Raw genomic sequence first — 14,864 nt, 5'->3', positions numbered from 1 at the left:
TTTTCAGGAGGACACTATGGAAATCCTAGACTTGAAAATCAAAGCCGCACAAATCCGTAAGGACCTGCTCACCATTATTCATCGTGCCAAAACAGGACATACAGGAGGCTCACTGAGCAATACGGATATACTCACCGCCCTATACTACGAAATCATGAATATTGATATCGCTAATCCTAAATGGGAAGAACGCGACCGCTTTATTGCCAGCAAAGGACATTCCGTCGAATCTTTATGGTGTATTCTGGCAGACCTTGGTTTCTTCCCTAAAGAAGAACTGGAAACCTATAGCCAATTCGGTACCCGTCTGATTGGGCATCCGAACAATAAGGTTCCCGGTGTTGAGATGAATACAGGCGCATTGGGCCATGGCCTCCCCATCTCCGTCGGCATGGCACTGGCTGCCAAGCGTGACGGGCGATCCTACCGTGTATTCTGTCTAATGGGTGACGGAGAGCAAGCTGAAGGCTCCAATTGGGAAGCCGCTATGGCAGGTGCCCATTACAAACTGGATAATCTTGTCGGCATCATTGACCGCAACGGCCTGCAAATCAGCGGTACAACCGAGGAGGTTATGGGACTTGAGCCGCTGGAGGAGAAGTGGGCCGCCTTCGGCTGGAATGTTATCTCCATTGATGGCAACAGCATGGAGGAACTAATCAATACATTCCGCAATGTCCCCGAAATTGAAGGCAAACCAACGTTGGTGCTGGCAAACACGATCAAGGGAAAAGGAGTATCCTTTGCCGAGGGTGTTCCAGGCTGGCACCATCGTATTCCAAGTGATGATGAACTTGAACGCGCACTGGCGGAACTAACGCAAGAAATAGACGAATTATCCGGGGAAGGACAGGTGAGATAAACAATGAACAAAATCCCTAATCGTCAGGTCATCTGTGAAACGTTGCTTAGTCTTGCCAAAGAGGATCGGGATATTATGGTGTTGGCTAGTGATTCTCGCGGCTCTGCTGCTATGGCCCCCTTTGCCGATGCCTATCCGGAACAATTTGTGGAAGTAGGCATTGCCGAGCAAAATATCGTCGGTATGTCTGCCGGACTCGCACACAGCGGTAAAAAGCCGTTCGTCACCTCTCCTGCCTGCTTCCTGAGTATGCGTAGTATTGAGCAAATCAAGGTAGATGTAGCTTATTCCGGAACCAATGTAAAACTGATTGGGATAAGCGGTGGTGTTAGCTACGGCGCACTGGGGATGTCTCATCACTCTGTCCAAGATATTGCTGTGGCCAGAGCGATTCCTGGTTTGATGGTCTTACTCCCCGCCGATCGTCATGAAACCAAGAAAATGACCGAAGCGCTGGTTCAGCATGAAGGAGGCGCATATGTACGGATCGGACGTAATGCTGTTGAGGATATCTATCCGTCCGATGATTATCCATTTGAGATTGGAAAAGCTGTCACCTTGCGAGAAGGATCAGACATTACTCTGATTGGCGCTGGTGAGACCGTCCGTATCATTCTGGATGCGGCTGAGTTGCTCCAGCAGATGGGTGTGAAAGCTCGTGTTCTCAATATGCACACCATCAAGCCACTTGATGAGGAAGCGATCATCGCCGCAGCCCGGGAAACGAGAGGTATTGTCACCGTGGAGGAGCATAGTGTATTCGGAGGCTTGGGTGCTGCCGTAGCAGAAATGGTGGTTCAACATCAACCGGTTCCTATGAAAGTGCTGGGCATACCGGATGAACCGGCGATTGCCGGCAAAACAGCTGAAGTCTTTGAACATTATGGACTTACCTCTGACAATATCAGCAAGATTGTGCTCGAATTGATGAACAAGTAAGGAGCTGTAGCTGTAATGAATATCGAGACCTATATTCTGGCGATCGATCAAAGCACTTCTGGAACCAAAACTCTGCTGGTCAATCAGCAGGGCGATGTGATTACCCGTTATTCTTTGGAGCACGAACAATATTACCCACAGCCGGGCTGGGTTGAACATGACCCGCTTGAGATATATCACAATGTGCTTATTGCTGCGAAAGGCGTACTGGAGAAAGCCGGACTTTCTCCCTCCTCGCTGGCCGCAGTAACGATTACGAATCAGCGAGAAACGGCTCTGATCTGGGATCGTTCTACTGGCTTGCCTATCTATAATGCCATTGTATGGCAGTGCCAGCGAACGGCAGAGGTCTGCACACGCTTGAAGAATACTGGCTATGAAGATGTTATACGCTCCAAGACAGGTCTAATGCTCGATCCTTATTTCTCTGCCGCCAAGTTCAATTGGATTTTGGAACATGTACCTCATGCCCCCCAATTGCTTGCTGAAGGTAAACTACTTGCGGGGACCATTGACAGCTGGCTGCTATGGAAACTTACAGGCGGTCAAATACATGCAACCGATTACAGCAACGCCAGCCGTACTTCCCTTTTTAACATTCACACGCTGGCTTGGGATAGGGATTTGTGCAGTATATTTGGTGTTCCTTCCTCCATACTCCCTGAGGTAAAAGCATCCGATGCCTTGTATGGCTATACACAGGAAGCGGAATTATGGGCCGAACAAGTAGCTATATCAGGCATAATCGGAGATTCACAGGGTGCACTGTACGGACACCGTTGCTTCGAGACTGGCGACGCCAAAGCGACATATGGGACTGGAACATCTGTACTTATGAATATTGGTTCGCAACCCGTGCAGGGCGGTGACGGCCTGGTCACAACGATTGCCTGGGGGGCTTCAGGAAAGATTACTTATGCATTGGAAGCCGTTATACGTACGACCGGAGACAGTATAAAATGGACAAGGGATAATTTAGGATTATTCTCGTCATTTGAGGAAATGCAATCCATGATCACCGAATTGCAGGACAATGAGGGCGTATATCTGATCCCTGCTTTTGTTGGTTTAGGTGCTCCCTACTGGAATCCCTCTGCACGTGCTGCAATTGTGGGTATGACCCGTGGAAACGGCAAAGCACATATTGTGCGCGCAGCGCTGGAGAGTATCGGGTATCAAGTGAGAGATGCGGTAGAATTTATACGTGAACAATCCGGTGTACCCCTTACTAGTTTACGTACAGATGGCGGGGCCTCATCTAACAGCTGGCTCATGCAGTTTCAGGCAGATATTTTGGGTACCCATGTTACCCGCTCTACCTGTGCCGAGCTGTCTGCAATGGGCTCTGTGTATCTAGGCGGTCTTGGAGTCGGATACTGGTCAGATTCTAAAGGCATCGTCACGGGAAACAACTCTGATCAGAATCTGTATGAGCACTACACTCCTAGTATGGATGAAGTCAGGCGCCAGCGGCTTTATACAGGTTGGCAAAATGCTGTGCAGATGGTAATACGTTCAGACCAACCACTTACACCATCTTCTTCCGTTAACTGTTGATTGAATCTTCCTCATTTACTTTTGAGCTTACTACAAGCTTCCGGTTATTTTACAGGTGTTACACTTGGATAATCGGAGGTTTTTTATGTACACTGCTTGTATTCCGTTTTACAGAAAGGGGGAAACCTTGAATGAATGCACGCATGGTTTCAATTCTTCAGCACTTGCTGGCTGCCGATGCTCCTGTCAAAAGTGATTATCTCGCCAAATTGATTCAGGTTACTTCACGTACCATCCGCAGCGATATCCGGGAACTGGATGAATTTCTATCCAAGCACGGGGCAGCAATTGAACCTGTTCGTTCAAGGGGATATGAACTAAAAATTACGGATAATCGTAGCTTTCGTGCGCTGCTGCAGCAGTTGTTCCTGTCCGGCGAGCCCGATGATCCAGGTTCTCCCGGCTACCGGCAATTGTATTTAATCAAGCGTCTCCTGCTCGCTGATCATTATGTGAAGCTGGAAGACCTCGCAGATGAGCTATATATAAGCAAGTCTACGGTGCAGAATGATTTCAAAGAGGTCAAACAAACCCTACAAGGCTACGGAATCACCATTGACAAACGGCCAAATTACGGAGTCAAACTGAAGGGTGATGAAGTTCAGCTTCGGTTTTGCTTGTCCGAGTTTATTGTAAGTCGTTCCGAAGAACAAGGCGGAACACTTCATGCAGCGCTACGCATCGTCACCCCGCACGAAATGACGCTGATTTGCGGAATCGTTCTGGAACAAACTCAGAAATATGAAGTAACGCTCTCCGATATCGCGTTCAGCAATTTATCTATTCATATTGCAATCGCCTGCAAGCGTATTCGTGACGGAAACCAGGTAGCTATGCTCTCGACGGAAATAGGAGATCTGCGGGGCACCGACGAATTTCGGGCTGCCGAGCATATTGTCGGGCTGATCGAAAAGGAATTGCAGTTGTCTTTTCCCGAAGATGAAATCGCCTACATTGCCATGCATCTTGCCGGAAACAAGTGGTTTGTCGGAATTGAAGGACAACAAATAGAGGACATGGGACCCGAGAAGCTGCTGGACTGGAACATCTATGAATTGGGCAAGGAAATGCTCGCCGAGATCGACAGGGATTTGAATCTGAACATCAGCCGTGATACGCAACTGCTCATAGGCATCTGCCTTCATCTGAAGCCGGCGCTGAACCGGGTAAAGTACGGGATGAACATCCGAAACCCCATGCTGGAGCATGTCAAGAGCAACTACTCTCTGGCTTTTCAAGCGGGAGTCATTGGTGCCAAGCTGGTCGAGAGCAAGCTGAATATTGCGATCCCGGAAGCGGAGATGGGCTATCTCGCCATTCACATCGGAGCAGCCATCGAACGACAGCGTATGAACACCCGGCCAAAACGCTGTCTGGTCGTCTGCACTTCAGGAGTTGGAAGCGCCCGGCTGCTCAAGTACAAACTGCAAAGCACTTTTGGCAGCTCGCTTGAAGTGGCGGGTACAACGGAATATTACAAGCTTCAGCAGGTCCCCCTCCATGACATTGACTTTGTGGTGAGCACCATTCCCATTCAGCTGCCATTATCGGTTCCGGTCGTGGTCGTGCAGACACTTCTTGGCGGCAGCGATATGGATAAAATCGGGAGTTTGCTGGCTGGTGAAGCCGAGTTTGATTTTCACTACATTCGGGAGGAACTCGTATTTCTGAGACAAAATTTTACCACCAAGGAAGAGGTCATCTCTTTTCTGGGCCAAAAAATATATGCTGAAGGGCTGATCCGCTCTGCAGAAGGTTTTATAGGACTAGTTCTGGAACGAGAACAGGCTGCACCCACGGCTTACGGAAATTTGGTAGCCCTTCCTCACCCTATCATTCCGCAAAGCAATCAAACCGTATGGGCGGTCTGTACCCTTCAACAACCTATCGAGTGGGGCGACAAACCAGTGCAGTTCATCTGTCTCCTCAGCATTGAAAGAAACGGTAAAGAGCCACCGTCTAAAATGTATAACCATCTCATGGAACTGGTCGACAATTCGGATATCGTCCAGCAGATGTTAAAATGCGAAACGTTCGAGGAATTCTCCAGGATTATCGTTAAATATAAGCTGTATTGAACCAAGCTTCGCAGTGCATCTGGCTGATATTCACAGAGCGGGTGCTGCTTGGAGCTTTTTAAAATGAAAGCGTAGTAGCAATGAATGAATTTCCGTTACTGGCGGAAAAGACTTGGGTTTAGATCTCGGCAGCAAACCTATACACTGAATCTGTAAGTTAAAGAGAAAAAAGCATGAGGTGAACGAGATGGAGGAGTATCAAGAAATCATTATGGGAATTATCACCAACTCAGGTGTTGCCAAGAGTAAAGCGATGGACGCGATCGCTCTTGCTCAAAAAGGTAACACACAGTTGGCGGCAGAGCGGCTTGAAGAAAGCAAAGCCGAGTTGGTTAAAGCGCATAAATCACAAACGAGGCTGATTCAACAGGAAGCTGGCGGAACCGTCCATGAAGTAACACTGCTTATGGTACATGCTCAAGATCATCTTATGTCCGCCATCACAACTAAAGATCTGGCTGGACATATGATTGAGCTTTACAACAGATTGAATCGCTATGAAGAAACCACAAATCACACTTCCAACGGAGGGAACAACGGATGAAACAAATTACACTGGTATGTGCTGCAGGAATGTCTACAAGTATGTTGGTACAGAAAATGAAAAAGGCCGCACAAGCGCAAAACCTTGAGGTTGAAATCAGGGCTACTTCCGAAAGTTCGTTTAAAGAATATGCTGACAAGACGGATGTACTGCTGATTGGACCACAGGTCGGCTACCTGGAGGATGAATTCAAGGCAAAATATGAACCTAAAGGCATTAAGGTAAGTGTTATCAATATAGTAGACTACGGTATGATGAACGGCGAAAAAGTGCTAGGAGACGCGCTTAAACTGTAAAGCTCAGAGTCAGGTGCTCATCACCAGCCCGAACAAGGAGGTTGGTCAAATCGGGCAACGATATATGATGATTCTGCATGGTGTTTCATCAAATGAAAGCGTTATCTAAGTTATTATATAGGCGGATGAAAGTCTATAGTAGGAGTTGAATAAATATGGCTAGCCAACAAAAATTCTCTTATAAGCTTCAAAAAGTGGCGGGTACAATTCAGCAAAACCGTTACATGAGCGCAATTTCCAACGGACTGATGTCCACCCTTCCTTTTCTGATTATCGGAGCATTTGCAACTCTCTTCTCTGCACTTGCTTGGGAGCCTTACCAGAATCTTATTGCGCCCGTGAGGGCCATAATCGGGTTGGCATCGACGATGACCACCGGCATCATCGCTCTGTATGCGGTATTTTTTATAGCCTACAGACTGGCGCAAGCTTTTGACAAGGACCCCCTTGTTTCGGCGGCAACCGCCCTTCTCTCTTTTCTTATTTTTACACCGATCCAGACCTTTGATAAAGTCCGTGCTTTGCCACTTCAATGGCTCGGCGCGCAGGGATTGTTCGTTGCCATGATCGTCGGTTTGATTGCCGCACGGTTGTATATTTGGATTGTCGACCGCAATTGGACGATTAAAATGCCTGACGGGGTCCCGCCTACCGTTGTCAAAACCTTCTCAGGCTTGATCCCGGCCGTCTTGGTAGCCCTTGTGTTTGTTATCGTTGCTGGTTTGTTCATGCAGACTTCATTTGGTACAGTCCACGATTTTATCTATACTTATCTCCAAATACCACTGGAAGGGTTGGGCGGATCACTCGGCGCTTTGATTATCGCGCTGATCATTATGCAGGCTCTGTGGATGTTCGGAATTCACGGTGCAATTGTTATACTCGCTATCGTGAAGCCCATCTGGATGAGCCTGGATCTAGCCAACCTTGACGCTTTCCAGGCAGGCGCTCCACTTCCAAACATTATCGGGCTGGCCTTCTGGTCCATCTTCTGCAACTATGCGCCAATGCTCGGATTTGCCCTGCTATTGGTTTTCCTGGCCAAGAGCAAACAGCTTCGCACGATCGGCAAACTCGGTCTTCCGGGTACCTTTTTCTCAATTCACGAGCCGTTGATCTTCGGAATTCCAATGGTATTGAACCCATTGCTAGCCATTCCGTTTATCGTTGCCCCCATCATTTGTGCGGTGCTCGGCTATATTGCCACCAACATCGGCTTGTTGCCCGCACCAATCGGGATTTACCCGCCTTTCGGCACCCCTATCTTTGCTCTGGGCTTCATCGAGGGCAGTTGGAAACTATCCGCCGCACAACTGGTACTCATCCCGATCAGTATGCTGATCTACTATCCGTTCTTTAGAGCGCTGGACAAGCAGGCTCTGAAGAAGGAACACGAAGCGCAAGAGCAATTGGAAAAGCAAGCAAGTGAAACCACAGCAAGTCCCGCTATCCTATAATAGAAAAAAGGCAGAAGCGGCGGACGGATACACGGTCACCGTTTCTGTCATGACAATCGTTAGGAGAGGAAGCTTTTGATTCAACTGAGTATAGCTGAGAACAAACGATATTTCATGAATGAGGGTAACCCCTTTTTTTATTTGGCCGATACGGTTTGGAGCGCATTTACCAACATCACGCTGGAGGAATGGGCCTATTATCTGGATTACCGGAAAAGTCAGGGCTTCAATGTCCTGCAAATCAATATGCTGCGCCAATGGGATGCAAGTGGCAGCGATTTGAACTATGAGCCTTTCGCATATGCCGAGGATGGCAGCTACAATTTCTATACGTTGAACGAAGAATATTTTACCAGAGCCAAGACGATGATCGAAATGGCTGTAAACAGAGGTTTTGTTCCTGCACTGGTCCTATTATGGTGTAATTATATCCCGGATACCTGGGCTGCCAAGCTTCGTGAGGAGAAAAAAATGCCGCTTGGGGCAGTGGAACCTTATGTGCGTTATGTTGCCGATCGGTTCTCCAAATTCTACCCCATATATATTATAAGTGGTGACACCGATTTCCCCTCCGAGCGTGCCAACCAATATTACCGACTTGCTCTCCATACCATCAAACAGCACAGCCCGCAGTGCCTGACCACTCTGCATATTCAAGGAAGATTAGCTTCACTGCCAGAGGAATTTATTAATGACCCCCATTTGGATTTTTACATGTACCAGTCAGGACATAATTCACAATTTCAACCAACAGCGTATACACTCGCACTGGACTTCTGTAATAAGCCTGTCACCCGACCGGTGCTCAACTCAGAGCCCTGTTATGAACAGATGGGCTACAGTCGAAAAGTCTATGGCCGCTTCAGCCGCGCCGATGTTCGTAAGGCAGCTTGGCAAAGTCTTCTGTCCGGGGCGTCTGCTGGCATAACCTATGGAGCCCACGGTATTTGGAGCTGGCATCGGAAAGGCAAAAAGTTCGGTGTAACTGGGGAGGGATTCGACAGTCCATATGATTGGCAGTCTGCACTTAAGTTTGAAGGGGCATGGGATTATGGATTGGCCAAATGGCTCTTCGGGATATATGGAATTACGGATATGCAGCCTTGGAACATAGTGCTTAAAAATACGGAAGAAATCCGTGCGGCTGTAAGCGCCGATTACACCAAGGTCGCCATCTACGTTCCAATCAACACTGTGCTGAAGCTAAACGTGGATTTAAGTGAATATGACTTCACGGTCATTGACCTGGAGAATCGTCGTTTTGGCACAGCTTCAATCTCTATGCAAGAGCAAATCACGATCATTGGTATGCATGATTTTGAAGCTGATGTCTTGCTGATCGGCATAAGAAAATAACCGTGATTACTTACCGCCTTTTTCACCATTTCACCTACTATGTACAACATACAAACAGCCCCGCAATCAAGAACTTTCTCATCGGGACTGTTTGTCTTACTTCTTGTTTTAAAAAGCAAAGCACTCCATAGTGTTCAAGAAATATATCTCAATTTAATACGTTGGGAAGCTCTGTGAAGCGAAGACTTCACTGCATTTTCACTCTTGTTTAAGATTCTAGCCGTTTCCTTTATGGAGTATCCTTGAACTAATCGCAATTCAAGTACCGTTCTTTGCTCTGTATTACTAGCCAGCAAAAGAATTCGATTGACCTCTTCCTGAATTTCAAAATCGAAGGTATCCGAGTGGTAGTAGAGCATTTCCTTACGCAAAGTATATTCATCCATTTTTTTTCGTTTTCTCATTAAATCTATAGCTAAATTTTTGGCAATTCTCAAAAGATAGAATCGAATACGATCTTCGGGCAAATCAGGAGAAGCTCTTATGAACCGAATAAAGCATTCCTGCAACAAATCTTCGGCATCCTGTTTGTTATGCAACATCCTCAATAGATAACCAAAGAGATCTGATTTGCAAGATACATATAGATCCTCCAGATCTTTAATATCCATATTATTGCTTATCCCTTCTGTTTTGATTGAATCGGTACGTTACTTGATAGTTTTAAATTCATATCCCTGCTTTTTTAAATATCTTATGATTTCAGGCAAGGCTTTGGCTGTTTCTTCCTTCCCGTAAGTGTCATGCATGAGTACCACTGCTTTTTCTCTATTCCCCATATTCCTCATGAATTCGCTAATTAATTGCTCAGCATTCTTAGGTGCACCTTCTGCATCTTTAGGTAAAACATTCCAGTCAATCTGATGATAATCCTTATCATGTAGAGCTTTGTCCAGTACTCCCATACCATCGGGGTCGTTTTTCTGCCATGTCATATGACCGCCTGGAAATCGAATCACTCTTGTCGAAAAATTCTGCCCCAGTACTTGTTTTAAAATTTGATTTGTTTTTTCAATGTCGCTCATAAAAATGCTCGAATTCTTCTTCTCTTCCTCTTCATTCGATGAGCTCTGGTTCTATTTTGCACATAGCTTTTTTCCATAGTATTTGTTCCTCCAAAATCTAGAAGCAGTTCACGTTTTATGTTGCGACCATATGCCCATTCAATTATTCGTATCTCAATGCATCTATTGGCTTTAATCTTGCTGCTTTATAAGCTGGGTATACCCCAAATAGAATGCCTGTGCCTGCAGAGCTAAGAAACGAGTATAGGATCGGCGAGATTGTAAATTCAATGGTCATGTGTGTCGTTGCTTCGATAATTTTGGAGGCGCCTATGCCTGTAACCACCCCGAGCATTCCCCCCAGCAGACCAAAAATGACGGCTTCGGACAGGAATTGAACCATAATATCTCTCGGCTTGGCACCGATGGCTTTTCGAATCCCAATTTCTTTCGTGCGCTCTATAACCGATACCATCATAATATTCATAATTCCGATTCCCCCTACCACGAGCGAGATCGCAGCTACACCTCCCAGCAAGCTGGTCATGATATTATCTACACCGGATGCTGCACCTGCTGCTTCGGACAGACTCATTACTTGAAATTGATCCGGTTCCGAAGGTTTTAGCTGATGTGTCACACGCAAGCTTTCCAATATGTCTGATTGAGCCTGACCCATCAAGCCTGGTGACTTGGCGGATACCTCCAGACCAGTTATGTTTTTCTCACCCAAACGGTTCATCATGGTTGTAGCAGGGATGTAGATTTGATCATTGGTACTGTAGCTTAAATTCGTAACAGGCTGGGTATTTAATACTCCGATTACTTTGAAAGGGATTTGTTTGATTTGAATCGTTCGTCCCAACACATTTTGGGTATCCCCACCAAAAAGACGCACAGCCGCTTGGCTTTCCAAAATGGCAACATTCCTACGTTTATCCATCTCATCGTTGGTAAATGTTCTGCCCTCGGCAAAGGAAAACTTTTTGGCCTTATAAAATGAAGCAGATGTCCCTACAATGGTTGCATTATAGTTATATCGACCCCACGCAGCTTTTGAACTGTTTGAAATGCGGGGCATCATTGCTGCAATCGAACTCTTTTGTTCCAATGCCTCGACATCTGTCCAAGTAAAAGAGGGCAAGGTGTCCTGATTTATTTCTTCCTCGGTCATTGGCATGACGGGAGCAACCAGAAGCACGTTATTCCCTAACTTATTGATTTCCTCCTTAATACTGGCCTTTGAGCCGTTTCCGATAGCCATAATGGCAATCACCGCTGCCACCCCGATAATAATACCGAGTATCGTTAAAAATGAGCGCATCTTATTGGTAGTTAAGCTATTCATCGATACACGGATCGTTTCCATCACATTCATAGGCTTACCATCCTTGATGAAATTCGTCTATTCGCAATAGGCTCATCTCGCTCAATGTTACCATCCCGAAAGCTAATCAATCGTTTGGCATATTCCGCTATTTCCAGTTCATGAGTAACCAGAACAATGGTTTTTCCTTGCTCATTCAAGCCTTGGAACAGCTCCATAATCTCGATGCTTGTCTTCGTGTCCAGTGCGCCCGTAGGCTCATCCGCCAGCAGAATGACTGGATTATTGACCAATGCCCGGGCGATGGAAACCCGCTGCTGCTGACCGCCAGACAGCTCGTTCGGCTTATTGTACATCCGTTCTGCAAGACCCACCATCCGAAGCGCCTCTATAGCTCTTTCCCGACGCTCCTTGCCAGGAACACCTGCATACATCATAGGCAGCTCCACATTTGCTAAAGCTGTAGTACGAGGAAGCAGATAGAATTTCTGAAACACAAAACCTAGCTTCTGATTTCTAATCTCTGAAAGTTCGTTTTCACGAGCATCCAATATGGAATATCCATCCAAATAGTATTTACCCGTATCCGGATGATCCAGGCAACCAATGACATTCATCATGGTAGACTTGCCTGAACCAGAGGGCCCCATGATAGCAACAAACTCCCCTTCGTTAATAGATAAGTTCACACTGCGTAGAGCCTGAATCTCCTGACCGCCTACTTCATACCTTTTTTTCAGCTCTTTAATTTCAATAACGGTGTTATTGGATTGAGTTTCACTCATTGTGTCTGCCCCCCTCCACTACCATTCGGGTCAGCACTGCTGTTCTGAGGAGGAATAACAATGGTTTCACCTTCCTTGACACCGGACTTGATTTCGGCCTGATCCGCTGTATAGACACCCAGTTTCACGGGTCTAAACTCATAATCGGCCGGATTCGCTGTGTTCTTCGCCACATATACTCCATCCACACCGCCTTCAGACCTCAAGGCAAACAATGGCACAGACAGCGCATTTTTGTGTTCAGCTAACAGTAGAGATACATCCATATTCATCCCCGGTTGCAGCCTTATGTTTTGGCTATCCAAAGACAATTCAATTTTGTATGTAGTCACATTGGCTTCCGTCACCGGCTCTGGAGAAACAAAGCGTACTTCGCCTTTAAATTGTTTGTCCGGGAATGAATTCGAGTGCATTGTCGCCTGAAGTCCGGTCTTTAATTTAGCAATATCACTTTCGTTCACCTTGGCAAGAACCTTCATAACCCCTGTGTTGGAGTTATTCATGACAATAAAAGGTGCAGTAGGACTAGTGCCTACATCGCCGTTAACCTTCAAAATGATTCCGTCCCACGGCGCCGTAACCTGCAATTTACTCAAAACACTTTTCTTCTGCTCTAGTGCCGTTTCAGCCTGTAATAAAGAAGCTTGTGCAGATTGGATGTTGGAAGCTTCAGGCGGGGACTGTGCAGCCTTTAATTGTATTAATGCTGTTTTATAGCCCATTTCCGCCTCTTCGATCGCCTCAGTTTGCTTGATCTGTGCCTTCTTGTATTGCAGCTCCGCATTGCTCATATCCAGTTTTGCCTTGTCCAGATTTTGCTTGGCTGTCGCCAGGTCACTTTCTGCAGCCGCATCATTCTGAACCAGATAAGCCTGGTCATCATAATCCTTTTGGGCTTTATCCAAAGTCACCTTGGCTGCCTCCTTTTGTGCCGTGGCTTCCTCTAATTCCATATCGTTCTTGGCTGTTTTAATCGCCATCTGCGCCTTTAAGACATTGGCTTTCTGGAGCTCGATATCATTGGGCTTGGGTCCGCGCTTGGCTTCTTCCAGCTTGGCTCTTGCAATCGCGACATTGGATTCGGCATCCTTAATTTGCAGCCTGGCGTCCGAATCATCTAATCGTGCTAGCACCTGACCTGCTTTAACGCTATCCCCTGCTTTGACATTGACAGCGATGAGCTTGGCACCCTCGACATTTGTAAAATTAATATTTACTTCCTTGGAAGCCTGAACGGTTCCGGTCACGGCAAGCGACTCGGTTATGTTAGCTTTCTGTACCTGTACGACCTGATTCGCCGGAGCCTCCACAGGCTTTTCCTGACCCCTTTTCATGTAGAGCGTACCGCCAATTCCCGCTATAATGAGCAAGATCAGAATACCTATGCTCCTTTTCACTCTTCTTTTTTTTCTTAATACTTGTAATGAATCTTTATCTTTCTTTTCTGTTTCCGACAATGTTATATCCCCTTAAATTGTATTTTTGCTAAATCCTATACACTCCACGGCTTGTTTAAAGCATGTTGCAGCAGCGTCATTTGAACAATGAGTTCATCCATATTCCGTTCGATTTGCTTTACTTTCAACTGATTCGTGGCGACCTCCGTACCTGTTGCAAATCCACGTGCTTTTCTTTTGCGAGAAATGTCCAACACTTTATTAAGGTTCTGTAGATTACTTCGCATTTGCTCGTATTGTTCTTCATTTTGCTGTAAGTTAAAGTACATACTCTTCAGTGTTTCTGCCAGTTGATCCTTGGTATTTTCCAGTCCGCCTTGTGCTGAATCTACATCTATCTGTTTAATTTCATAGTCATCCGTCCCCGAGTTCCACGTGTAATATTTAATTTCCATTTTTGCTAGCTTGACTGCCTCCTCCTGTCTCCATACCGAAGGACTCGCTGAGATGGCACGCGACACCAGTGTATCCAGATTCGTGTTATCCATTTTCCGGTAAACGGGTCTGTCCACCAGTTCATATAAATTTCCTTGGGACTGCCCCATTTGTGTATTAAGCGAATCTAGCGCTTTTTGCAGCGCTGCTTTTGCGATGTCTACATTTTTTTGAGCCTCTATACGAGTCTGAATAATCGTACTTCGATCACCTGGAGAAATTTTTCCACGGTTAGCCTTCGCTTCAGCAGCTTTTTCCTCCAATAGCGCGAGCGAAAGTGCATCCTCACTACTCTTTACTTTGTTATCAGCCAGAAGTACGTCATAGTAATTCTTCATTGTAGTGTAATCTGTCTGATCTTGGGCAAGTTCGATTTGCTTTTTGGATTCCAAATAAGAAACTGTCGATGAAGCATACCCCTTCCATGCTGAACTACTAGCCGCATCTTCTTCACCGTTGCCTTGACCTGCCGGAATGAAATCCAGATTCTTGCCTGCATTTTTCAGCATAATCCGGTTGCGATCTATCGTTTGCTGGGCTTCCTTCAAGCTAAAACTATTGGATCGTGCCCACTGCTGGGCTTGACTCAATGTTAATTTCACACTTGCTTTGGTAACCTGCTGCTGCGCCTCCTCTGCTTGAACAAAGGACTCTGATAAAGAACTGGCCGACAAGGCGAGCAGCAATAAAATGAACATACGTTTTTTCATAGATATCCCCACTTTAAAAATATGGTAACGACTAACGTCGGTTCTTCAATAAGTTGT

The 14,864-nt window shown here is 46.2% G+C and carries 13 protein-coding genes and 1 pseudogene; 8 read left to right on the top strand and 6 right to left on the bottom strand.

From position 1 onward, the window contains the following. The first annotated feature begins 16 nt into the window (after positions 1-16). The 8 genes from C0638_RS12700 to C0638_RS12665 all read left to right on the top strand — a co-directional run bounded on the left by C0638_RS12700 (position 17) and on the right by C0638_RS12665 (position 9,089). Entirely contained in the window at positions 17-862 is an 846-nt protein-coding gene (locus C0638_RS12700) for a transketolase (RefSeq protein WP_058712499.1), read from the top strand. 3 nt (positions 863-865) lie between these two features. Next, complete coding sequence (locus C0638_RS12695; protein ID WP_058712498.1) at positions 866-1,801, top strand: transketolase family protein; 936 nt, start codon at positions 866-868, stop codon at positions 1,799-1,801. Between the two features lie 15 nt (positions 1,802-1,816). Further along, complete coding sequence (glpK, locus tag C0638_RS12690; RefSeq protein ID WP_058712497.1) at positions 1,817-3,358, top strand: glycerol kinase GlpK; 1,542 nt, start codon at positions 1,817-1,819, stop codon at positions 3,356-3,358. Between the two features lie 131 nt (positions 3,359-3,489). After that, on the top strand, positions 3,490-5,436 hold the full coding sequence (locus C0638_RS12685) for a BglG family transcription antiterminator (RefSeq protein WP_058712496.1): 1,947 nt from the start codon (positions 3,490-3,492) through the stop codon (positions 5,434-5,436). A gap of 187 nt (positions 5,437-5,623) precedes the next feature. Beyond that, the gene (locus C0638_RS12680) at positions 5,624-5,980 is read left to right on the top strand and encodes a PTS sugar transporter subunit IIA (RefSeq protein WP_040102914.1); all 357 of its coding nucleotides are present in this window, start codon (positions 5,624-5,626) and stop codon (positions 5,978-5,980) included. Continuing rightward, positions 5,977-6,276 (top strand): PTS sugar transporter subunit IIB, encoded by a 300-nt coding sequence (locus C0638_RS12675; protein ID WP_040102913.1) that lies wholly within the window; start codon positions 5,977-5,979, stop codon positions 6,274-6,276. Before C0638_RS12680 ends, C0638_RS12675 begins: the two co-directional genes overlap by 4 nt. A gap of 155 nt (positions 6,277-6,431) precedes the next feature. Next, the gene (locus C0638_RS12670) at positions 6,432-7,733 is read left to right on the top strand and encodes a PTS sugar transporter subunit IIC (RefSeq protein ID WP_102163518.1); all 1,302 of its coding nucleotides are present in this window, start codon (positions 6,432-6,434) and stop codon (positions 7,731-7,733) included. 75 nt (positions 7,734-7,808) lie between these two features. After that, positions 7,809-9,089: a glycoside hydrolase family 140 protein gene (locus tag C0638_RS12665; protein ID WP_058712494.1), complete on the top strand. Its 1,281-nt coding sequence runs from the start codon at positions 7,809-7,811 to the stop codon at positions 9,087-9,089. A 134-nt stretch (positions 9,090-9,223) separates the two neighbouring features. Here C0638_RS12665 and C0638_RS12660 read toward each other — a convergent pair whose 3' ends face one another. The 6 genes and pseudogenes from C0638_RS12660 to C0638_RS12635 form a co-directional block, all read right to left on the bottom strand. Next, positions 9,224-9,700 carry an RNA polymerase sigma factor gene (locus C0638_RS12660; protein WP_058712493.1) on the bottom strand — a complete coding sequence of 159 codons (477 nt, stop codon included), beginning with the start codon at positions 9,698-9,700 and terminating at the stop codon, positions 9,224-9,226. Positions 9,701-9,739: 39 nt separating this feature from the next. Continuing rightward, positions 9,740-10,114: pseudogene (locus C0638_RS12655) on the bottom strand (polysaccharide deacetylase family protein); the annotation flags it as partial. Positions 10,115-10,256: 142 nt separating this feature from the next. After that, positions 10,257-11,471 carry an ABC transporter permease gene (locus C0638_RS12650; protein WP_058712492.1) on the bottom strand — a complete coding sequence of 405 codons (1,215 nt, stop codon included), beginning with the start codon at positions 11,469-11,471 and terminating at the stop codon, positions 10,257-10,259. Continuing rightward, positions 11,468-12,205, bottom strand: coding sequence for an ABC transporter ATP-binding protein (locus C0638_RS12645; RefSeq protein WP_058712491.1), 738 nt, complete (start codon positions 12,203-12,205; stop codon positions 11,468-11,470). Before C0638_RS12645 ends, C0638_RS12650 begins: the two co-directional genes overlap by 4 nt. Next, positions 12,202-13,662 (bottom strand): efflux RND transporter periplasmic adaptor subunit, encoded by a 1,461-nt coding sequence (locus C0638_RS12640; RefSeq protein ID WP_058712490.1) that lies wholly within the window; start codon positions 13,660-13,662, stop codon positions 12,202-12,204. The genes C0638_RS12645 and C0638_RS12640 overlap by 4 nt, the downstream gene beginning before the upstream one ends. Before the next feature lie 35 nt (positions 13,663-13,697). Then, entirely contained in the window at positions 13,698-14,807 is a 1,110-nt protein-coding gene (locus C0638_RS12635) for a TolC family protein (protein WP_013372979.1), read from the bottom strand. Positions 14,808-14,864 lie beyond the last annotated feature (57 nt).

This window comes from Paenibacillus sp. lzh-N1, assembly GCF_002872435.1.
GTDB classification, from domain to species: Bacteria; Bacillota; Bacilli; order Paenibacillales; family Paenibacillaceae; genus Paenibacillus; species Paenibacillus polymyxa_C.
This window is presented reverse-complemented; position numbering and strand designations above follow the sequence as displayed.

What these genes read in the sequence shown, in the direction of transcription:
- C0638_RS12700 (WP_058712499.1), top strand. Translation starts at nt 17, where the DNA reads ATGGAAATCCTAGACTTGAAAATCAAAGCCGCACAAATCCGTAAGGAC.
- C0638_RS12695 (WP_058712498.1), top strand. Translation starts at nt 866, where the DNA reads ATGAACAAAATCCCTAATCGTCAGGTCATCTGTGAAACGTTGCTTAGT.
- glpK (WP_058712497.1), top strand. Translation starts at nt 1,817, where the DNA reads ATGAATATCGAGACCTATATTCTGGCGATCGATCAAAGCACTTCTGGA.
- C0638_RS12685 (WP_058712496.1), top strand. Translation starts at nt 3,490, where the DNA reads ATGAATGCACGCATGGTTTCAATTCTTCAGCACTTGCTGGCTGCCGAT.
- C0638_RS12680 (WP_040102914.1), top strand. Translation starts at nt 5,624, where the DNA reads ATGGAGGAGTATCAAGAAATCATTATGGGAATTATCACCAACTCAGGT.
- C0638_RS12675 (WP_040102913.1), top strand. Translation starts at nt 5,977, where the DNA reads ATGAAACAAATTACACTGGTATGTGCTGCAGGAATGTCTACAAGTATG.
- C0638_RS12670 (WP_102163518.1), top strand. Translation starts at nt 6,432, where the DNA reads ATGGCTAGCCAACAAAAATTCTCTTATAAGCTTCAAAAAGTGGCGGGT.
- C0638_RS12660 (WP_058712493.1), bottom strand. Translation starts at nt 9,700, where the DNA reads ATGGATATTAAAGATCTGGAGGATCTATATGTATCTTGCAAATCAGAT.
- C0638_RS12650 (WP_058712492.1), bottom strand. Translation starts at nt 11,471, where the DNA reads ATGAATGTGATGGAAACGATCCGTGTATCGATGAATAGCTTAACTACC.
- C0638_RS12645 (WP_058712491.1), bottom strand. Translation starts at nt 12,205, where the DNA reads ATGAGTGAAACTCAATCCAATAACACCGTTATTGAAATTAAAGAGCTG.
- C0638_RS12635 (WP_013372979.1), bottom strand. Translation starts at nt 14,807, where the DNA reads ATGAAAAAACGTATGTTCATTTTATTGCTGCTCGCCTTGTCGGCCAGT.